Here is a 21,065-nt window from a genome sequence, read left to right on the forward strand (position 1 = left end):
TTATTCTACAAAGTCAAATTCAAGGTCATAAATAGAAACTGTATCACCTTCGCTGATACCGGCTTTTCTAAGTGCATCAATAACTCCACCATTTGTAAGAACTCTCTGAAAATAGTTCATACTTTCATAATCATCAAAGTTAACTGACTTCATAACCTGAAGTAGCCACTCACCTTCAACAAAGTATACATCATCCTGAACTGTGATTTTAACTTCGTGGGGGTTGATTTCTTCTGCCGGGATAATTGGAGCAGGTTCTGCTTCAAATTCACGAATTGGAGGTAGTTTGCTTAATGTTTCAAGGGTTTTGTTCATTAATGCATCTACACCATAATGAATTTCTGCCATAATTGGGAAGAATGAATACCCTTGATCCTCTACAAACTTTCTAAAATCATCAATCTGTTCATCTGTTGCCATATCACACTTATTACCGGCAACCAACATTTCTCTCTCTGCTAATTCAGGGTTGAACTTTCTAAGCTCATTGTTGATGGTGACAAAGTCCTCCTTAGGGTCTCTGCCCTCACTACCACTAACATCAACAATGTGAATTAACATTCTACATCTTTCCACATGACGAAGGAACTGATGACCAAGGCCTGTACCTTCCCATGCACCTTCAATAAGTCCCGGAATATCTGCCATAACAAATGAGTTACCTTCACCCATTGATACAACACCAAGAACCGGTGTAATTGTTGTAAAGTGATAGTTAGCAATCTCAGGTTTTGCCTGACTTACTACAGAAACAAGTGTACTCTTGCCTACATTTGGGAAACCTACTAGACCTACATCAGCCAGTAACTTTAGTTCAAGTACAACATCATATTCTTCGCCCGGTAGACCCGGCTTTGCAAATCTTGGTACTTGGCGAGTTGGTGTGGCAAAATGAACATTACCCCAACCACCTTTACCACCTCTTGCAACTAAAACAGGTTCTTTACCTGATACATCGGCAAGAATTCTGCCTGTTTCAGCCTCTTTAACTACAGTACCGATTGGTACTCTGATAATTAGGTCAGGTGCTTTTTTACCGAATTTGCGACCACTTCTGCCGTTTTCACCTTTTTCGGCATTATACTTTCTTTTATATCTAAAGTCAGCCAGTGTGGAAATGTTACTGTCAGCTTGGAAGAGAATATCTCCACCTTTACCACCGTCACCACCATCAGGTCCACCGGCAGCAACATACTTTTCTCTGTGGAAAGAAACTGCACCATCACCACCGTCACCGGCTTTGATTTTAATTTTTGCTACATCTACAAACATATATTATTCCTTATTATCTTTAAATAATGGTTCTATATTTTTTACTTCTCTACTAATTTGATACTTCTTTTTGTTCATTTTTACTTTAAATGTTGTAATAAGAAGAATTCCACCAATAACAAAAAAGAATACCCCTGATACTATTTTGCCCCCAACAAAGAACAAAATGCCTATTAAAAACAGAATAACAGATAAAACTATAATAACTCTCTTATAACCCTTAGTGTCGCCACTGTCACCAATAAGGTCGTTGACCAAATTGACATTCTTAACAGTAGGGTTATTGTTCATTATCTTCTTATCGCCTTTGTTTACATCATAATTCATAAAAATGACTCCTTGGATAAAAGAAAAGGGTGGTAACTATATACCACCCAAATACATTAATTACTGTTCAACAGGATATACGCAAGCACGCTTTCTGTCCTTGCCTACTCTTTCAAAACGAACAACACCATCAATCTTAGCAAATAGTGTATCGTCAGAACCTCTGCCTACATTTTCACCTGGATGAATATGTGTGCCTCTCTGCTTTACTAGGATATTACCTGCAAGAACAAACTGACCGTCTGCTCTCTTAACGCCTAGACGCTTTGATTCGCTATCTCTACCGTTCTTTGTAGAACCCATACCTTTTTTATGAGCAAATAACTGAATGTTAATCTTTAGCATGTTATACCTCCGAAATTTTTATCTTAATAAATTCATCATATTCTTCTTTAAGTCCTTGAATATGAAGTTGAAAGCCATCTAAAATTGCTTTAGCTTTCGGTGCATCTTCTTCCTCCAGCTTAACTTCCATATAACCATCCTTGACCTCAACACCAACTACTATACCAAGAATATCTGTAATAGTATTTACTGTCATATAAGCTGCTGAACTAATTGCAGCACAAAGAATGTCTGAACCTTCTTCGCCATATTCAGCATGATCCGTAATGGTAAAACCTGTAATTAAGCCATCGTGAAGTAAGAAATCAACTTTCGTCATTAGTTAATCTTTTCGATTGTAACCTTTGTATATGGCTGTCTATGACCCATTTTTCTCTTTTCGCCCTTCTTTGGCTTATAAGTGAAAACTGTGATCTTCTTGCCCTTGCCGTTCTTTAGAACCTTTGCTGAAACTGTCTTGCCTTCAGCAAAATCAAGAGTACCATCTTCGTTACCTACTGCAACTACCGGGATTTCTACTGTTTCGTTTTCTTCAGCTGTAAGCTTTTCGATGAAGATTTCCTGACCTTCAGTAACCTTATACTGCTTACCACCTGTTTTGATAATAGCGTACATAATTAAGTACCATTCCTTTATTTAGACTCGCTACCGTTAGGTGAAACCTAAGTTTACTTATAACCCACAATATGCGGTTTCTATACTATATCACAAAGTATAGTATTTGTCAATGTATATTTGAAAATATCTTGAAATATTCTTGAATTATAGGTTATTTTGGATTTTACAAGCCTTTAGTGTATTTTTCATTAACACTGCAATAGTCATAGGACCTACACCACCCGGTACAGGAGTGATTGCAGAACACTTTTCCTTTACATTTTCAAAGTCAACATCACCACAAAGTTTGCCGTTTTCATCTCTGTCCATACCAACATCAATTACAACTGCACCTTCTTTAACCATATCGGCAGTAACAAACTTTGGTTTACCGATAGCAGCAACAAGAATATCAGCTCTCTTAGTAACTTCTTTTAGGTTCTTTGTACGGCTATGAGTGATTGTAACTGTACCGTTTTCGTGAAGTAGTAGCATTGCCATAGGCTTACCTACAATATTACTTCTGCCGATAACTACACATTCCTTACCTTCTACCGGAATATTGTAGCTATGTAGCATTTCCATAACACCGGCAGGTGTACATGGTAAAAAGTCATAGTCACCAATCATAATCTTACCAACATTTGATGCATGGAAAGCATCAACATCTTTTAGTGGTGAAATTGCTTCAATAACAGCCTTTTCATCAAGACCCTTTGGTAAAGGTAATTGACAAAGAATACCGTTGATTTCTTTATCTTCGTTAAGTTCTTTTACTAATGAAAGTAGTTCTTCCTGAGTAGTTGTTGCAGGTAGTGCAAATTCTTTTGACAAGAAACCTACCTTTTCACAAGCCTTTTTCTTGTTGTTTACATAAACTCTTGATGCTGGGTCATCACCGACAATGATAACTGCAAGACCGGGCCTAATGCCTTTTTTAACTAGTTCTTCTGTTTCAATTCTTACTTGTTCCTTTACTTGGGCAGAAACTTTTTTACCGTCAATTATTATCGTCATTTTTTACATTCCTCTTTTTTCTAAATATTATTAACAGAACAATGCCTGTTACAAAAATACAAGCTGAAAGCACCTGACTTACTCTTGGAGTATATCCAAAAATTGAGAAGGTCATATAAAGACTGTCTGTACGAAGTCCCTCTACAATCATTCTTTCAAATCCATACCATACCATATAGCATAGGAAGATTTGACCTTTAAAGTGATACCACTTTTTACTTAAAATATGGAGTACAAGTACACCTAATAAGCACCATATTGACTCATACAAAAAGCAAGGATGAACACCAACATTGCCTGTGTTTTCACTTACCATTCTCCATGGTAAATCCGTTTGTGAACCAAAGGCCTCTTGGTTAAAGAAATTACCCCATCTGCCGATACCTTGACCGATTAAGAAACCGATTGAAGCAATATCAAGTACAGGTAACAGTTCTTGCTTTTGAAGTTTACAAGTAATGCCACCACCTAAGATAGCACCGATAAGACCACCATAGATAGCAAGTCCTCCCTTATTTATATAGAAAATATTCATAAGGTTGTTTTTGTAATCGTCCCAACTAAACAGTACATAGTAAAGTCTTGCACCGATTATAGCACAAATGATACCTACAATAACTGTATTTAATAATTTATTTTTATCAATCTTAAAATAATCAGCTCTTACAAATGCATAGATACAAGCCAAAACAAGACCTGATGCAATAATAATGCCATACCAATAGACACTTAAACTGCCTATGCTAAAAGCCTCTCTGTTAATATTAAACTCTAATCCTAAACCCGGAAAGGTTACTTCCATAGCTACCTCCTACTTTACTACTGACAAAGCAGAATTGTTGTAGTCAAGAATTTCGTTAAACTTACTTTCTACATCACTAAACTGTAAATTATAAATTTCATCAACATAAGAGAAAAATTCTCTGTTTGTAAAGTGGCTTTCCATCAAACCGTTACCAATAGAATTTACTGAATTTAGTGAAGAAATTGCATCACCATAAACTGCCTTTTTAGAAATTTCATAGTCTTCTTTAGAAAGGCCCTTTTCTCTTAACTCTTTAATATAGTCAATGATAGTGTCATAAACTTCCTTAGGCTTTTGACTTTCACCGTCAAGAAGTACACAGGAACAACCCTCAGTTTCAAAATATTCATAACTAAAGGACTGATTAATAAGGCCTTTGTCAAGCATATCTCTATAGATTTTACTTGTTGAACTAAACAGCATTGCAAGTAGCACATCAACTGAAGCCATATCCTTGCTAGTAGAAAGACCTGTGTATTTGTTCTTGAAACCGATATTAAACAGTGGTACTGCAACAGGTAGGTTACATTCTACATAGTCCTTAACCACTTCATATGGTTCATCTTCAAAATAATTTTGAATTGTAACATCTTCAGCAGGTTTTAGAAGTCTATCTGCTACTTCAAGAACTTCATCTAACTTTGCTTTACCACAAACACAAAGTGCCATATTGTTTAGGTTATAGAAAGTGTTGTAGCATTTGTACAAAAGTTCAGGTGTGATTTTGGCAATACTTTCAACTGTACCTGCAATATCAATCTTTACAGGATGATTATGGTACATAACTTCAAGCAAATTGAACATTACTCTCCATTCAGGAGAATCATCATACATTTTGATTTCTTGACCGATAATACCTTGTTCCTTTGCTACTGTTTCTTCAGTAAAATAAGGTCTTTGTACAAAATCCAAAAGAATTTCCAGACTTTCCTTAAAATTATCTGTTGTTGAGAAAAGGTAGCAAGTTTTATCAAAACTTGTAAATGCATTAGCGTTTGCACCTGTCTTTGCGTACTTTGCAAAGGCATCTCCATCTTCACATTCAAATAGTTTATGTTCAAGATAATGAGCAATACCATCCGGTACTGTCATTTTCTCTCCACCATTTGAACTGAAAGTTGTGTTGATTGAGCCATATCTTGTACCAAAAACTGCATAGGTACTGTTGTAGCCCTCTTTTTCATATACATAAATGTTAAGGCCAGATTTATGCTTAACCTTATAATACTTGTCCCTTGTCAGTTGGGATTTTATTTCTTGTACACTCATTCTTTACTCTCCAATGTATAAACTGTATCTAGTTTTAGTTTCTTAGCCATTTCAATAATTTCTTCTCTTGTAACAGAATTTACTTCCTTACAAGCATCTTCAACAGAAGAAATTTTGTTGGAAAGAACCTGAGAAAAATACCATGTTTCCAGTCCAAATTCATTATCGGCAATTGTAATAAAGCTATTGCACATTGATAACTTTGTGGCATTAATTTCAAAGTCGGTAAAATTGCCATTTGCTAGGTCATCAAGTTCCTTTAGGATAGCATTCTTAGCTTCCTCGATATTTTTCTTTTCTACACCTGACTCAATAAACATTAAGCCTTTGTTCTTAATAAATCTTGATGAGCAGTAGTAACATAGGCTAAGCTTTTCACGAACATTGTTAAATAGCTTACTGTGAGCAGTACCACCTAACATTGCAACTGCAAGACGCATTGGCATTGTGTTGTCCTTGTTATCGGAAATATCTGTACGGAAAGCAAGAATCATTTTGCTTTGAGAAAGTTCCATTTCTTCCTTTACAGTCTTAACTTCTGTAACTTCACCTGAAACAATGTTGTTAATTTCACATTCTGTACGGTCATACTTGCTAAACTGAGCTTTTAGTTCATCAATAACTGCATCAGATGAACTGTCTCCTACATAGAAAATTTCTACTCTGGAATTATTTAGCAATGACACCCAACCGTTATATAGGTCTTCACCTGTTACCGTGTCAATATCTTCTTTTGTACCGAATCTTGATAGGCTATAAGGTTCATACTTACAGATAATCTTAACTGCTTGATTAATAGAATATGTTCTCTTATCATTAAATTCAGAGTCAATAACTTCCTTTAGCTGACGCTTTTCTTGAGTAATTTCTTCTTCACAGAAAGAATTTCCATCTAACTTAGGATTGAAAATAATATTGCAAAGTAAATCTGTCATATCCTTTGAAATATTATCTCCCTCAAAGGCATATTTATCATCAATGCCACTGATAGAGAAAGTTACAATCTGATTATCACCGGTTTTACGAACAAAACCACCTAAATGAGCACCATATAGGTCGGAAAGTTTCTTAGAAAGTAAAGTAAAATCCGGATACTTACTAGTTGTACGAGTCATAACCCCTGAAAGTAAAGCATTGACTGATGCAGTTTCTTCCTTTAGTGGAACAATAAATGACACACTAATCTTTGATGTTTTGAAACGATTGTCCTTTATTGAATTGAAATAGACACCCTTAGCTATTTCTAATCTATTTATGGAATCCATATAATTCCTCCTAATACACATTATCAAGATTATTATACCATAGTGATAGGAATTATAAAAGTATTTTGGGAAAATATATTTTAGGTTGACATATGTAATATGTAATGCTATAATTACTGTTGCAAAAAGTTAATATGCGAGTGTGCTGGAATAGGCAGACAGGCACGTTTGAGGGGCGTGTGTCTTTGACGTACGGGTTCAAGTCCCGTTACTCGCACCATAGAAAAAGAGAAGTACAACCGTACTTCTCTTTTTCTATTATTCAAACAATCAAACGATAACGGGACTTGAAGACGACCGTTAAGAAAACAGTCCGGTGGACTGTTTTTAGGGAGGGCGTTGATGCCTCTTTCCTAACGCATTTGTGCTTAATAAGCGAGGTAGGTACTTTGGCTAGTACAATCACCGTTACTCACACCACTACAAGCAATGCGATAACGGGACTTGAGGTGTGACGAGAACGACTGCTGCCGGTGGCAGATGAAAGGAGTTCGAGGAAGAGCTACAACAGGGAGTTTGAGGAAGTGCATTTATGCACAACGATAAACGACCATGTTGTACTTGGAGTTAAGAAAACAGTCCGGTGGACTGTTTTTAGGGAGGGCGTTGATGCCTCTTTCCTAACGCATTTGTGCTTAATAAGCGAGGTAGGTACTTTGGCTAGTACAATCACCGTTACTCACACCACTACAAGCAATGCGATAACGGGACTTGAGGTGTGACGAGAACGACTGCTGCCGGTGGCAGATGAAAGGAGTTCGAGGAAGAGCTACAACAGGGAGTTTGAGGAAGTGCATTTATGCACAACGATAAACGACCATGTTGTACTTGGAGTTAAGAAAACAGTCCGGTGGACTGTTTTTAGGGAGGGCGTAGATGCCTCTTTACTTTCGCATTTGTGCTTAATAAGCGAGATAGGCACTTTTGCTAGTGCAAACACCGTTACTCGCACCATAGAAAAAGAGAAGTACAACCGTACTTCTCTTTTTCTATTATTCAAACAAGCAAAGCGATAACGGGCTTAATAATCACAATATCTATATAATTCAATAAAAAACCACAAAAACATAAATGATATTTCTATTTCTTAAATATATATCTTCTATGGTATTTCATAAAATTATTCATATTATAATCTAATTCTATTTTGTTATCATTTTGAATATTGGATAGTATTTTATCCATATTACTTAACTTTGAAGAAATTATAATATTGCCATTTTCATCAAAAGAAATTAAACCTTTATCAAATAATTTATCGTGATTTGCACAAAGCAATAATCCATTATTTACATCTATCTTTTCATTACTATCCGATACACTCCAAGGCTTAATATGACTGGCAACAAGTAAATCAGGTATTGATAATTGGCATAAACAACATTGATTATTATACTTTTTAAGAAGTTTTTCTCTAAATACACTTTGATTTACTCTTGCTTTTACAAGTACATCTTTTTCTTTACCTTCAATATTATCAGAAGAAATTTTAGATATAAAATCATTTCGTTCACTATCATAGTTTTTAATATATTCTAAAACCTCATCATTTAAATATTTCCCATTAGGTAATTTTTCATTTTTAGGATTACGCCATGTGTTATGAAATTTTTTATTTATAACAAAAGTTCTCTTATTTTCAGAAACAAGTACTGCTTTATCTGTACTAATAAAAAATTCACATTTACTTTTATCATCTCTTTTATCTAGTACAGTTTCAGGGATTTTTTGTATTTTTCTAAATAGTCTAGCATTCTCATACCAGCCTACAATTACATTTTCGTTTTTTCTTTTTCTAGCAATCCAAACAATAGTTATACCATCTGCATATTTATCACTTTTATTTGCCCCATAATATTCTATATTCATATTCCCTTTATGTTGCACATAACCATAGTACTTACCATCATAATTTTCAAAATTATATACTTCATGTCCTATGTTTTTCTCGTTATATGAACCACCATCACGAATTTCATCAACACCAATCTGTTGACCTTTATAGTATTTCATATATCCTATTCTGCAATATAAAATTGGCATAAAATCACCCTTTATGTAAATTAATTTCATTATATCAAATATATCTTTAAATAACAACTAATAGACAAAATAATATTTTCATTTTTAAAACTATACAAAAGGTAAAAGACTCTGACTAAAAAGTCAGAGCCTTTTGGGAGAAAATTGAGATTTGGTTATATCGAAATTTTAGGAATTATATAACTAAAACATTTACACTATTTGTGTAAACTGACTTATCGGCAAAGGTGATTTTGAAAGTAAGCTTTGTTACACCTTTCTTCTTACCTGTTACAACACCTGACTTGCTGACAGTAGCAACCTTTGTATTCTTAATAGTATAAGTAACCTTGTAGTTCTTAGGAGCAACATAAACACCACAATTTTTGCTTGTTAGTTTTTCCTTAACTACTCTATTTGTAAAGTTATACTTTTCTTTAACAGATAAATCTTCAATGTCGCCTACATAAAAGTTATCATAGCCACTAGTTACATTATTTATCTTTACTGCTGTAGCAGTTTTAATATTGACATTCTTTACTGTTGCAGTAAAGTTACCTACCTTAGTAGCCTTGTTATTGCCAACCTTTTGATAAAGAGTGTATGTAGAAGTACCTACACCAACAGTATAAATTTCATTATTAGCCATTTTTAGGATTGACTTACCTGTAGTCTTGATAGAATACATAGCACCTTTCTTTGGGAAAGAAATCATAGTTCTTAACTTTTTGTATGACTGATACTTAGTATAATACTCACTATTGTTGAATGATACATACTTATTGTATGAAAGGTTAAGTTTCTTTGAATTTTTTTTTAGAACTGTCTTAAAGTCACCAACAATAATCTTTACCTTGCCAACATACTTTTCGCCTCGATATGCTTTAGCAATACAAGTGCCTTTCTTAGCTGCATAATAAACTTTGTCACCGTACTTATCTTTCTTTGATTTTACAACAGAACTTGAACCAAAGACAAGTCTTGTGACGCCCTCTTCATCAAGCCAACTACCTACTGTACTGCCTACATTGTATCTACGGGTTTGTAGATACTGACTTTTTGATGAAGTAGATTTTACTTCTTTTTCTTCTGCAAAACATGATGTTGTGCAGATACTTGCTGACACTAGGCAAAGGATTGCCATTAAAATTGAGATTATCTTTTTCATAATAATATTCCCTTCCGAATAAAATTTGTTTGACATAATCTTTATCAAACATATAATAATAATTAGAAAGTGTTTATAAAGAATTCTTTTATAATTTAACTGCTTTCATATATAACACTTTTCAAAAGTCAAAAAGGTTACATAAATTTATAAAAATTTTAAAAAAAATTTTTTCTGAGGTGATTTTATGATAATAACATATGATGTTGCAAAAAGGATAAAGGACATAGTTTCTAATGATTTTGACCTTTATTTACATTTTCACGACAGTTGTGGTGGTCAATATTTTAATTTTGATGAAAAGCCAAGTGATGAGGTTTATACAGCTATTAAAAAGTTCTTTAGTGAAATTGATAAAAAGATAGTTGTAATAATCAGTGATGACAAAATGAGCTTTTACTTGCAATAAAACACAAAGAGAAACACCACAACCATTTGGCTGTGGTGTTATCTACATTAAAGGGATTTAGTTTGAAAACTTTAATATTAAAATGGAAAATTACTAACTGTAATTTACTTTCTTACTAATACGCTAGAAAGTCCTGTGTTTTCATCAGAATAGCTGATTGTATCATCATCGGCATTGTAATCAAAATTAGAAGTTGCATCGCTGATTGTACAAGAAACAGTTGAACCGTCAAATTCATATGTACCTTCTACACCTACACCACCAACAGCACCAACTAATGTGCCGTCTTCACTAAATGTATATGTAACATCAACGCCTGAAGAATCTACACCCTGAGCTGCACAATATTCTTCTAATGTCTGAGAATTACCATCTGCGTCAACAATTTGATCAAGTACCCATTCACCTGTAATATCTGCTACCTGTGTATCATCATCACTATTTTCATCACTATTTTTTGAATCATCAGAACTCTTATCTGCTGTATCTGATGCACTTGAATCTGCCTTTGAACTAGACTTATCATCACTACCACAACCGTACATTGCAAATGAACCAACAAGACATAGTGCTAATAAAAGAACTAAACCTTTAATACTAATATTCTTTTTCATAAAGCGTTACCTCTCACTATTAGTTAGCAGTTGTATTATAATTTGTATCTTCTACAACCCAATTATTTCCGTTCTTATCCTGAAAAGTACCCATACAAACTTTAATAAAATCAACTAACCAGCCGATACCGAATACTCCACCGGTGATTAACCATAAAACACCGGTACCAATTTTGCCGGCTAAAAATCTGTGTACTCCAAGTCCTCCTAGGAAAAATGTAAGTAAAATTGCTGCTGTTTTTGACATATTGTTTGCCTCCTTTAATTTTATATTTTTATTATACATAGCAATCATATATAAATCAACATAATGGCATAATCGTCAAATTTCTGGCATAAACGCAATTTTGGGGACTATAAAAAAGTATTTTTTTATGATACAATTAACTTATAAACATAATATTAGGAATAAGTATGAGGGATAAAAATGAAAATTGCTATAATTGATGATGAAAAATATCAATTTGATATTCTTAAAGATACTTGTACTGAGTATGGCAATAACAATAATATAAAAATAGATACTGATTATTATGAAGATGGAAATGTGTTCTTAAATCATCTTAATAATAATTACAGTATCTGCTTTATTGATATTTATATGTCTGCAATTAATGGTATTGACTTAGCAAAAAAGCTAAGAGAAATAAACAAAGATATTGTTATTGTGTTTGTTACAACAAGCAGTGACTTTATGGCAGAGGCTTTTTCTGTACATGCTTTTCACTACATTACAAAGCCATATGAAAAAGAAAAAATTTTTCAGGTATTAACTGACAGTATAGCTATACTACCTGATGTTTCACACTATATACAAATTGTGTGTGACAAGAAAAATATTAAATTAAAAATCAAAGACCTTGTTTCTTGTGAGTCCGATGCACACTATCTACTGCTTACAACAAGTGATAATGCTGAACTAAGAGTTAGAATGACACTAAATAAATTTATAGAAGAAACAAAGAATTATGAAGAATTAATCCAAATTAACAGAGGTATTATAATCAATATTGATTATCTAGACAAGATTGATAATTCAAACTGTCACCTTACAAATGGTACTGTCTTTCCCATTAAAGTCAGAGAAAAGAAAAGTATTGAAAATAAAATAAATCAGTACATTTTCTGTAAATTACGAAAGCAATCAAATATATAAGGAGTGGTACTTTGACTATTGAATCTTTTTTACGAGGAATACTATATTACATAATACTTTTACCTTCATCAATAATGTGCTATTTGCCAATGAAAAATAAACTTAAATTTTCGGTTAAAGAAACGACTTTGATAGTTCTTTTAGGAAATTTCATTATTATTACTCTTTCTTCTATTGTTACTTGTTTATTTAACATAACAAATTTAAATATTGTTTTACTTCCGGCAATAATAGTGTGTTATATAATTTTCCACTTTACAACTACAACAAGTTTATCTAAAAAAATATTTGTAGTAACAAGCATATGTTGTTTGTGTTCATTTGCAAGTTTCTTTGCTTATATGTGTGACTGTGTATTAAATCCTACTCTTTCCCCTGAATACAACACAATAGAATATGATTTGTTTCAGCTGGGATTTACCTTCTTATTTGGATTGATGTTACTATATTTTATGTCTAATCAATATTCATGGATGATTGACAACATTGACATTCCAAAAGTATGGAATACTGCAATTATATTTCCTATTCTATTGACTGCATTAACTATATATTCAGTTCCTAAATATTACAAAACTATGCATGTAGGTAGGGTGTTTCCTATTGCAATTGCTATGTTTATTGTAGCATTTATATTGTACATAGCAATATTATGGCTATTCTACACCATCAGTAAAAATATTACGGAAACAAACAAGATTGAAGAAAAAAATCATATTCTTGAAATTCATAATAGCCAATACAAAAATCTTCAGCACTATATGGAAGAAACCTCAAAACTAAGACACGACTTTAAACATTCAATACATATGATGAACATACTTGCAAATGAAGGCAATATTGATGAAATAAAAAAACATCTTAGTTTATATGAAGAAAAGTTAAATATTCAATCACCGAAAAAATATTGTTTCCAAAGTTCTATAAATGCACTACTAAACTACTACAACAATATTGCTAATAACGAAAACATTAAAACTAACTGGAAGATAAATATACCTAAAGATATTTTAATATCTGACTTTGATTTATGTAATTTACTGGGTAATATTTGTGACAATGCAATAAGAGGCAGTAATTCTGAAGAAAATGAAAAATACTTTAACCTAAAGGTTGATTTTCTAAACAACAGATTGTACATAGTTTCCAGCAACAATTTTGACGGTTATATTGAAAAAGAAAATAACAAATATATATCCACTAAAAAAGTAAAAAGTGGTGTTGGAATTTTTTCAATGGAAAGTGTAGCAGAAAAATATAATGGCATTGCTGAGATTATCAATAATGATAATAAATTTATGGTAAATGTAATGCTAAACAACATTAAAAATAAATAATAAAAAACGAGGATACTTGAAACCAAGTATCCTCTATTTTTTAGTTTATATGAACATAAATATTTTTAATTACTGCGTACAAGATTAATGAACCTATCATAACATACATAGAAATATTCTCTAGTTTGTTAAAAGGCTTTTTGTTATTATGAACCACATAATGATATTTGTGATAAACATAATCGCCAAACATTATTGGTAAAATAACTGTTATTACCGGATTGGTGAAAAATGCAGTTTTGAAATCAAGTCGCAGATAAGAAAGAAGAACCCTACTAATACCACAACCGGGACAATCAAAACCTGTTGCAAATTTAATTGGACAAGGAATCTTGAAGCCTGTTGTGTATATTAGCACTACATATATACCACCAACAATTAGCAGTAAAAATATAGGCTTTAGAGTTTTATACAATCTTTCTTTCATAAAAATTACATCTGTCCGTTATTATTTTGGTTGTTATTCTGGTTATTGTTGTAATTTGCCTGAGAATTTTCTTGACCATTGCCGTTATAGTTAACACCATTATAACCTGTGTTATTCTGATGAACATTGTTGTAACCTTGGCCGTTCTGATTTGTATAACCGTTGTTGTAGCCATTATTATAACCATTGTTATAACCGTTATAGAAATTCTGACCGTTAAAGTTATCGTAATCAGAAATTTTATTTAGAGAATCCTGCATTAATGCAATAGCGATAATGCTTAGACCTAAAATATCAAGAACTAAGTATAGAATATTAGAATTTGATGATGGAATACCACGCATATTCTTTGCATTATCCAGCTTTTCACCTTCTTTATAAGCCCAATAAATTCCGTAAATACCACAAGTAACGATTGATAGTAATACAGCAATACCACCGGAAGTACCGTTAATATCGTTTACTGATTTGTTAGTATCATCAGTAACAACTACCATCCAGTAGATACCGTAGATACCACAAGTAATAACTGTGAATAGGATTGCTAATCCTATATTTCTTTTAGTTATCATAACATAGACCTCCTAATAATTGTTGCTTATATATTACCATAGTACAAATATATGGTCAACGAGTAAACATTAATATTGTAACATATCACAAGTTTACATACTGTTTTATGTTAATGTTTACTATTTATATTCCGGGATTATTCCATAACCTTTTTAAGTTCTTGAATAATTCTCAGAGAGTTATTTCTGTCAAAATAAGTAAAACTATTGTCCCTCATTAATTTATATTCATAAGGAAGTCTAAAATTACTCTTTGCCATCTTATTTATATCATTACACAAGTCAATTGCACTGATACTTCTGTCACCCATTAAGTCTTTATCCATATTAATATATGTGCCTACTGAGTTAATGAACTTTTCATAGTCGAACTGATAGAACAGTACAGGCTTACACATATAAAGCATATCGTAACATACTGAACTGTAGTCGGTAATAAGCAACTTGCTTTTCATTAGAATTTCATTCAGAGGTTTTTCTCCAATAACTGAAATGTGGATTCTCTTGTTATCAATCTTATCACTTGTAAAGTAATCTTTATATTTACTGTTGATACAGAAGTTTAGTTCTAGGTCATTATTAGCCAAAACTGTCTTTAGTTCTGCTGAGTTTAGCAGTTCAATATATCTATTATAGAAGTCACTGTCAAGGAACTTTTCACTAGGTACATCATCAAGCCAATTTCTTGTTGTTGGTACTAAGGCAATTTCGTTAGAACCATTTGACTTATCTTTTAATGCATCCCATCTTGCTAAACCGGTAATAGGAGTTTGTTCCTTTGAATAGCCTAACCATTTGTTTACAATTTCTCTTTCTTTCTTAGAAGAAACAACAAATACATCAGTATCACCGGCTTTACCTTTACCGTAGAATTTATCAATTCTCTTTAGCGAGGTTACACCGTGTTGTAAAAAAATATGTTTCTTAAATCTTATTCTCTCGGCAATTACAGAGTTGTTTGGTCGCCAAATATAACAGTCATTCTTGGAATGAGTATATACTAAGTTCTTTGCACCTAGCAAATAAATCATATGCTTAAACGACATAAAGTTAAGCACATTACCCTTGTATGGTTCAACATTTTTATAGTCAGGTGATGATGGGTCAATAACATAACAAATCTTTGACTTTAACCTTTTTCCTACTCTGTGTTCCATACAATGTTTAAAGAAATAGTAACCGTTATCCTGAGCAGTTTGTGACTTTCTTTCATACACTAAGGTAATGTTCTTGTGGTTATAGTACCACTTAAGAACCTTGTGACAACATACTGCTAAAATTTCTTTCATCTTAAATTTTCTTGAGTCACAAGGGCTAATCTGTCTAATCATAAAGGCAAGTGTATCCCTTGTAGTAAAGTAAGGGAACAGAATATCGGTATCTTTCTTATTAGAAAATCTGTAGAAATTTTCACTCATTGACTTGTGATACAGATAGTCATACATTTGTCTTTTATCTACATACACATTGGCAAAATATGCAGTTCTACCATCATTAAATACTGCATAAACATCCCATACAGACTTTTGTAATTCAATCTTAGATAAATCAAATCTACCTTTAAGATGAGTGTTGTCACCACTAGGAATAAGCTCTGCACTTGTATAGTAAATTCTTCTGTCTTCACTGTCTTTAAATCTATATGACAAAGCATAGCCTGTGAAATGTTCTTTGTTATTTGTAATATCAGTTACAATATAAAGGTACTTATCCTTAAAATATGCCTTTTGGTAAGAAACAGAAACTTTATCCTTAAATAAAGAAAGTCTGTCCTTTACTCTAACATAGAAAGTACCGTTACTGCCATACATAGGTTCAACAACTGCAATAGTATCTTTGATAGTTAAAGTTTCTACCTCTTGAAGGTATTTTTTGCTTTCGTCTTCTTTATAATCAGGTGCAGAAACTTTTCCACAATACATATAACCGTTATAGGAAAATGCAACGCAAATTGAATATGTACGGGAAGTTATATCCTCCATAGCTTCTTTAAAAGCTGAAAAGTCAACTATAAATTCATTTTTCTTAGGGTTAAATTCTGTAACATCAAGAATAATTTTTTCTTTAATTGAAGTACAATGGGCAAATACACTTAAATCACTTATGCCACTAAGGTCTGTGTATAGAGAAATACGATACTGTCCTAACTGGTCAACTGACTGTGCACCGTAAAATACTCTTGTAGCAACAAAGTTTGGTGAGAATAAAATTCTCTTTGCAGTATTTTCCGGTGTAATCTCAACACCATTGTAAGGTAAAATAGTAGAGAACTGTAGCTTATAACTTTCTGTTGCTGTAAAAGTTATTTCATCAATTAAAGTTCTATGCTGAAGTTTATCTGTAGCAGATAATTCAAGAATATTTTCATAATTTTCTTTATCCTTAATTTGTACAGAAGAATAATATCTTTCACCGTCAATATCATAATATGTATGAAGGTTAAACACATCAGGCTTTATTCCCTGAAAATATGTTCTTGGCAATCTACATTCCAACACATATTTATCACCCATATCACGAATTAAATATGGCTTAAAATCATAAACAGTCTTTACATTTGGCAAGGCTGATTTAAAGCTGACACCAAAGTTAGTGTAGTTGGAAATTTTCTCTAATGTAACATCAAAGCAAAAGTCATCTTGAAATATCTTAAAATTATCAACAGTATTGCTGACAATATAATCAACTCTGCTGGATTTATTAATTAAAATAAATCCGAAATAGCCTGATGTTGTAATATTTGTAATCAAGTTAACTTCTTCTTTTCTATATTCAGCAGAAGAAATTGAACTGTAATATAATAATCTTTTATCTTTAGTTAGTCTATATTCGTCCTTAATACTCTTTGAATACAATCTACAAAAAGTAAGATGACCGTTACCCTGAAATACAAGGTAAAGTTTAAACCTTAGTGGTACATAATCAATCTGTAAATAATCAAAACCATCAAAATTAATAGTACAAAGGTCACTGTTTATCTTGATGTCCTTATACCATAAATATTTGTTGTGAGAATCAAGAAGTGCAAAAGCAACTGCATCTTTATAGTTAACATCTTGATGAGGAAATCTAATAGTTACCTTGTTTTCTCCTTCACCGATTAACTCTGCCTTTATACGATCTTGTATTATTATTTCTTTATCAGAAAATTCATCCAGCAAACCAAAATATTTCACAGCTTTTGCCTCCTCTCTTGAAAATTATAGCACAAAAAAATAATGAAATATAGTGGATAAATTAGTTTTTTGCAATTTTATACATTCTACATAAATAGGCAGTTTATTTATAATACCTTTTTATACAATATAAAATTTGCATTTTAAGTGAATTTTTCCAAAAAGAAAAGCACCTTATTGAGGTGCTTATAACTTTTAGTCAAAGATTTTCATTTTCTTAATTTCAAGAACAATTCTTGAGGAATTATTTTTGTCAGTAAAAGCAAAAGTGCTTTCTCTCATTTCATCAAATTCCTTAGGTTGTTTGAAATTATTTTTAATAGCATTTTCAAAGTCATCAAGAAGCTTATCCATAGTTAAGCTACGATAACCAAACAAATCTTTCTCCATATTAATGTATGAACCATGAACCTTGTTATATAAATCATAGTCAAACTGATAGAAAAGAATAGGCTTATTCATATAGTAAACATCCCAACATACTGAGCTATAGTCGGTAATCAGAAGTTTACATCTCATCATAAGTTCGTTTAGAGGTTCTTCACCGTAAGGAATAAGTCTCATTCTCTTACTTGTAACATCAAAGTTACCGATATAGTCCTTAAACTTAGGGTGAATATAGAAGTTAACCATAAGGTTATTATCTTCAAGTAACTTATTTAGTCTTTTACTTTCAAGAAGTTTTGAGTAATTCTTGTAATAATCACTGTGCAAGAAAGTGCTGTTCTCAGCTTCATCCAGCCAATTACGCCATGTTGGCATAATCAAAACTTCGTTATAATCCTTAGATTTATCAACAAGTTCATCCCATCTTGCAAGGCCTGTCATACAAACCTCTGTACTCTTATATCCAAACTTGTTAATGATAATTGACCTTTCAAGTGGAGTAGAAACAACAAACTTGTTAACTGGATTACCACCATTTTTGCCAAAGATACCGTCAACTCTCTTTAGTGCAATAACACCATGCTGCAAGAAGAAAATCTGTTTTTGCTTTAGCATTTCTGAAACAAATGAGTTGTTTGGTCGCCAAGCATAGCTATGTGGCTTTGAGTCGGAAGAAACTAGTAACTTTGATGCCAACAAATAAACCATATGCTCAATTGAAAGGAAATCAAGTACATGGTCATCATACTTCTTTACTCTTTCATAGTCAGAAACACTCTTGTCGATAATATAATAAATCTTAGCATTTAAGATTTTTTCAACATTATGTTCCATACAATGCTTAAAGAAACAGTAGCCGTTATCTTGAGCACAAGCACAGAACTTCTCATAAATAAGAATAATATTTTGACTTAATAGTTTCTTTTTATTTCTTTTAAAGATTTTTAGAGCCTCAAACTCTTTAGCTCTAAACTCACTGGAGTCAATGTTTGACTTTTCTCTCATATTAAAAGCAACTGTATTGATAGATGTGTGATAAGGGAAAATAACATCCTCACCTTCATCTGTTTTGATTGTACAATCAACTTGCTTTTTAGCTCTCTTTTTGTCGTAAAGTACCTTTTCTATCTGCTTATCTGTAATAGAAATGCTGGCACCATATCTTCTGCCATCTTCTTCAAAGGTAGCATATAAGTCCCAGATAACTCTCTTTAAATCAAGTTTTGACATATCAATACTTGCTGATAAATATGTGCCAAAAAGTTTCTTGGTGACTTTTCCTTCAATGAAATAAGCACATCTATCATCACTTTTCTTGTATCTGTATGTGAAAGCAAAACCTGTATATTTACGGTTATCTTCCTTAGGTATCTTTACAGTAACATCCATAAAGTTATCATGAAAATTCAAATTCTTGTAATCAACAAATACAAGGTCCTTTTGAGAAAGTAAGTTCTCTCTGATTCTAATATATATATTACCGGAAACAAAGTAGATTGGTGCAAGTGACACTTCAACACCGTTAATATCAAATCTCTCAACAACCGGAAATAATCTTTTTTCAAGTGGTAAAAGTTCAGGAGCAGTCAACTTTCCGTGGTAGTTAGGATTCTTAAGCTTAGTAGGATATACAAGACCTTCATATAAAAATGCTATACATAGCATATATGACCTTGCAGTAAAGTCCTTACAAGATTTCTTAAGGTTTGAAAGATTAAGGGACAAGTCCCCTGTATCTTTGTCCCAACTTACTACATCAACAATAACCTTTTCCTTTGTTTTAGGGAAATAGCAATAAGCCCACATTTCCTCAACTTCACTCATATCAGGGTTTAGGTGAAGTTTATATTCACCTTTTTCTGACACACTTTGAGTACAGAATAAAACTCTGGAAACATTAAAGTCCTCAGATAAAATAGTATCCTTAACACTATTATTTACAAGTTCGTAACCGGTAGAAGGTGCTACAGAAACAAACTGAATATCATTATCAAGTGAACGAATTGTAAAAGCCTTTAGGTCATCATTTAACTGTAAAAATTCTTCATAAGAAATTTTACGAATTTTTTTAGAAACCTTTGGAGATGATACAGCTACTCTTGTGTAATAAGGCTTGCCGTCTACAACATACTTTGTGTAAAGGCTTAGTGTAGTTGGCTTAGGCAGTTTAATAAAATCTCTTGTTAAACTGCAATGGCTGATAAAGCAGTCACCCTCATCATCAAAGGGTTGTGGTGGTAAATCATAATAAACAGGTTCTTCACCTGATTTATCCACACCTACAAGTGTCCATTCCGATGCTTCCTTAACCTTGTTAACCTTAACATCAAAAGTCCATTTACCATCAACAACTTCCACATCATCAACAGTATTAGTAAATCTAAAGTTGTAAATATCCTTTTTATTAAATACTAATAAGGCAAAGTAGCCACCTCTGGTAACACTTAAGCAAGTACAATAATCTTCATCTTCAAATCTACCTTCAGCTATTACATCATAATAAAGTAAATTTCTGTCATATGTTGCTTTATACTTTTCCTTGATTTCTTGATTGTAGAATCTACAAAAATGAAGAACACCCTCTTCTTCAAAAACTGCATATAGCTTATATCTTATAGGTGCTCTTTCTGCTACAAAATAATCAAACCCGTCAAAAGCAATGGTGTTATTACCTTCAGTAACTTCTGCTTCATTATACCAAAGAAATTTATTATCATAATCCAAAGCTGCAAAGCCAATAATTGAATCCAAGTTAGAATCTTGCTGTGGCACATTTATAGTAATAGAATTAGAACTACAGCTTATAATCTCAGCAGAAACTGTGCCTTTAATTATAATCTCTTTCTCATTCTTATCAGAAAATTCATTTAAAAATCCACAGAAATTCATTTCATACCCTC

22 protein-coding genes, 1 tRNA gene and 1 other annotated feature are annotated in these 21,065 nt (G+C 32.4%); of the genes, 6 read left to right on the forward strand and 17 right to left on the reverse strand.

The window, feature by feature from the left end; genetic code table 11:
• The 9 genes from obgE to yfmF form a co-directional block, all read right to left on the reverse strand.
• Positions 1-1,272, reverse strand: coding sequence for a GTPase ObgE (gene obgE, locus WMO18_RS05440; RefSeq protein WP_022505000.1), 1,272 nt, complete (start codon positions 1,270-1,272; stop codon positions 1-3).
• Positions 1,273-1,275: 3 nt separating this feature from the next.
• Complete coding sequence (locus WMO18_RS05445) at positions 1,276-1,599, reverse strand: hypothetical protein (RefSeq protein WP_211147644.1); 324 nt, start codon at positions 1,597-1,599, stop codon at positions 1,276-1,278.
• A gap of 60 nt (positions 1,600-1,659) precedes the next feature.
• Positions 1,660-1,944, reverse strand: a complete 285-nt coding sequence (gene rpmA, locus WMO18_RS05450) for a 50S ribosomal protein L27 (RefSeq protein WP_022504998.1) — start codon at positions 1,942-1,944, stop codon at positions 1,660-1,662.
• A 1-nt stretch (position 1,945) separates the two neighbouring features.
• Positions 1,946-2,263 (reverse strand): ribosomal-processing cysteine protease Prp, encoded by a 318-nt coding sequence (locus tag WMO18_RS05455; protein WP_022504997.1) that lies wholly within the window; start codon positions 2,261-2,263, stop codon positions 1,946-1,948.
• On the reverse strand, positions 2,263-2,559 hold the full coding sequence (rplU, locus tag WMO18_RS05460) for a 50S ribosomal protein L21 (RefSeq protein ID WP_022504996.1): 297 nt from the start codon (positions 2,557-2,559) through the stop codon (positions 2,263-2,265). Before rplU ends, WMO18_RS05455 begins: the two co-directional genes overlap by 1 nt.
• Positions 2,560-2,572: 13 nt before the next feature.
• Positions 2,573-2,648 (reverse strand) — a sequence feature (ribosomal protein L21 leader region).
• A gap of 58 nt (positions 2,649-2,706) precedes the next feature.
• The gene (gene folD / locus WMO18_RS05465) at positions 2,707-3,558 is read right to left on the reverse strand and encodes a bifunctional methylenetetrahydrofolate dehydrogenase/methenyltetrahydrofolate cyclohydrolase FolD (RefSeq protein ID WP_211147643.1); all 852 of its coding nucleotides are present in this window, start codon (positions 3,556-3,558) and stop codon (positions 2,707-2,709) included.
• On the reverse strand, positions 3,542-4,360 hold the full coding sequence (gene lgt / locus WMO18_RS05470; protein WP_211147642.1) for a prolipoprotein diacylglyceryl transferase: 819 nt from the start codon (positions 4,358-4,360) through the stop codon (positions 3,542-3,544). The genes folD and lgt overlap by 17 nt, the downstream gene beginning before the upstream one ends.
• A gap of 9 nt (positions 4,361-4,369) precedes the next feature.
• The gene (gene yfmH, locus WMO18_RS05475; protein WP_211147641.1) at positions 4,370-5,632 is read right to left on the reverse strand and encodes an EF-P 5-aminopentanol modification-associated protein YfmH; all 1,263 of its coding nucleotides are present in this window, start codon (positions 5,630-5,632) and stop codon (positions 4,370-4,372) included.
• Positions 5,629-6,897: an EF-P 5-aminopentanol modification-associated protein YfmF gene (gene yfmF / locus WMO18_RS05480; protein WP_211147640.1), complete on the reverse strand. Its 1,269-nt coding sequence runs from the start codon at positions 6,895-6,897 to the stop codon at positions 5,629-5,631. Before yfmF ends, yfmH begins: the two co-directional genes overlap by 4 nt.
• Before the next feature lie 136 nt (positions 6,898-7,033).
• On the opposite strand from yfmF, the gene WMO18_RS05485 reads away from it, so the two are divergent.
• The 3 genes from WMO18_RS05485 to WMO18_RS05495 all read left to right on the forward strand — a co-directional run bounded on the left by WMO18_RS05485 (position 7,034) and on the right by WMO18_RS05495 (position 7,913).
• A tRNA-Leu gene (locus WMO18_RS05485) sits at positions 7,034-7,117 on the forward strand.
• 304 nt (positions 7,118-7,421) lie between these two features.
• Positions 7,422-7,619: a hypothetical protein gene (locus WMO18_RS05490; RefSeq protein ID WP_367286410.1), complete on the forward strand. Its 198-nt coding sequence runs from the start codon at positions 7,422-7,424 to the stop codon at positions 7,617-7,619.
• A gap of 18 nt (positions 7,620-7,637) precedes the next feature.
• A complete protein-coding gene (locus WMO18_RS05495) occupies positions 7,638-7,913 on the forward strand; it encodes a hypothetical protein (protein ID WP_367286411.1) in 276 nt (91 codons plus the stop codon).
• A 64-nt stretch (positions 7,914-7,977) separates the two neighbouring features.
• Here WMO18_RS05495 and WMO18_RS05500 read toward each other — a convergent pair whose 3' ends face one another.
• Both WMO18_RS05500 and WMO18_RS05505 read right to left on the reverse strand, forming a co-directional pair.
• Complete coding sequence (locus WMO18_RS05500; RefSeq protein WP_367286412.1) at positions 7,978-8,940, reverse strand: HNH endonuclease; 963 nt, start codon at positions 8,938-8,940, stop codon at positions 7,978-7,980.
• A 175-nt stretch (positions 8,941-9,115) separates the two neighbouring features.
• Positions 9,116-10,087 (reverse strand): Ig-like domain-containing protein, encoded by a 972-nt coding sequence (locus WMO18_RS05505; RefSeq protein ID WP_367286413.1) that lies wholly within the window; start codon positions 10,085-10,087, stop codon positions 9,116-9,118.
• 187 nt (positions 10,088-10,274) lie between these two features.
• On the opposite strand from WMO18_RS05505, the gene WMO18_RS05510 reads away from it, so the two are divergent.
• Positions 10,275-10,496 carry an RDAC family protein gene (locus tag WMO18_RS05510; protein ID WP_211148562.1) on the forward strand — a complete coding sequence of 74 codons (222 nt, stop codon included), beginning with the start codon at positions 10,275-10,277 and terminating at the stop codon, positions 10,494-10,496.
• A 104-nt stretch (positions 10,497-10,600) separates the two neighbouring features.
• On the opposite strand, the gene WMO18_RS05515 is transcribed toward WMO18_RS05510, so the two are convergent.
• Positions 10,601-11,110: a lipocalin-like domain-containing protein gene (locus WMO18_RS05515; RefSeq protein WP_211148561.1), complete on the reverse strand. Its 510-nt coding sequence runs from the start codon at positions 11,108-11,110 to the stop codon at positions 10,601-10,603.
• Positions 11,111-11,129: 19 nt separating this feature from the next.
• Positions 11,130-11,357, reverse strand: coding sequence for a TM2 domain-containing protein (locus tag WMO18_RS05520; RefSeq protein ID WP_211148560.1), 228 nt, complete (start codon positions 11,355-11,357; stop codon positions 11,130-11,132).
• A gap of 180 nt (positions 11,358-11,537) precedes the next feature.
• Here WMO18_RS05520 and WMO18_RS05525 point away from each other — a divergent pair, with 180 nt between their 5' ends.
• Positions 11,538-12,266 (forward strand): LytR/AlgR family response regulator transcription factor, encoded by a 729-nt coding sequence (locus tag WMO18_RS05525; protein ID WP_294669724.1) that lies wholly within the window; start codon positions 11,538-11,540, stop codon positions 12,264-12,266.
• Positions 12,267-12,718: 452 nt separating this feature from the next.
• Entirely contained in the window at positions 12,719-13,603 is an 885-nt protein-coding gene (locus tag WMO18_RS05530; RefSeq protein ID WP_367286414.1) for an ATP-binding protein, read from the forward strand.
• A gap of 40 nt (positions 13,604-13,643) precedes the next feature.
• On the opposite strand, the gene WMO18_RS05535 is transcribed toward WMO18_RS05530, so the two are convergent.
• The 4 genes from WMO18_RS05535 to WMO18_RS05550 form a co-directional block, all read right to left on the reverse strand.
• Entirely contained in the window at positions 13,644-14,030 is a 387-nt protein-coding gene (locus WMO18_RS05535; RefSeq protein ID WP_211148668.1) for a DUF2752 domain-containing protein, read from the reverse strand.
• 5 nt (positions 14,031-14,035) lie between these two features.
• Positions 14,036-14,602, reverse strand: a complete 567-nt coding sequence (locus tag WMO18_RS05540; RefSeq protein WP_348982040.1) for a DUF4234 domain-containing protein — start codon at positions 14,600-14,602, stop codon at positions 14,036-14,038.
• Positions 14,603-14,739: 137 nt separating this feature from the next.
• Entirely contained in the window at positions 14,740-17,778 is a 3,039-nt protein-coding gene (locus WMO18_RS05545) for a CDP-glycerol glycerophosphotransferase family protein (RefSeq protein WP_367286415.1), read from the reverse strand.
• Between the two features lie 195 nt (positions 17,779-17,973).
• Positions 17,974-21,054, reverse strand: a complete 3,081-nt coding sequence (locus WMO18_RS05550) for a CDP-glycerol glycerophosphotransferase family protein (RefSeq protein ID WP_211148224.1) — start codon at positions 21,052-21,054, stop codon at positions 17,974-17,976.
• Between the last annotated feature and the right edge of the window lie 11 nt (positions 21,055-21,065).

The sequence above is a fragment of the Ruminococcoides intestinihominis genome (assembly GCF_040096285.1).
Taxonomy (GTDB): Bacteria; Bacillota; Clostridia; order Oscillospirales; family Acutalibacteraceae; genus Ruminococcoides; species Ruminococcoides intestinihominis.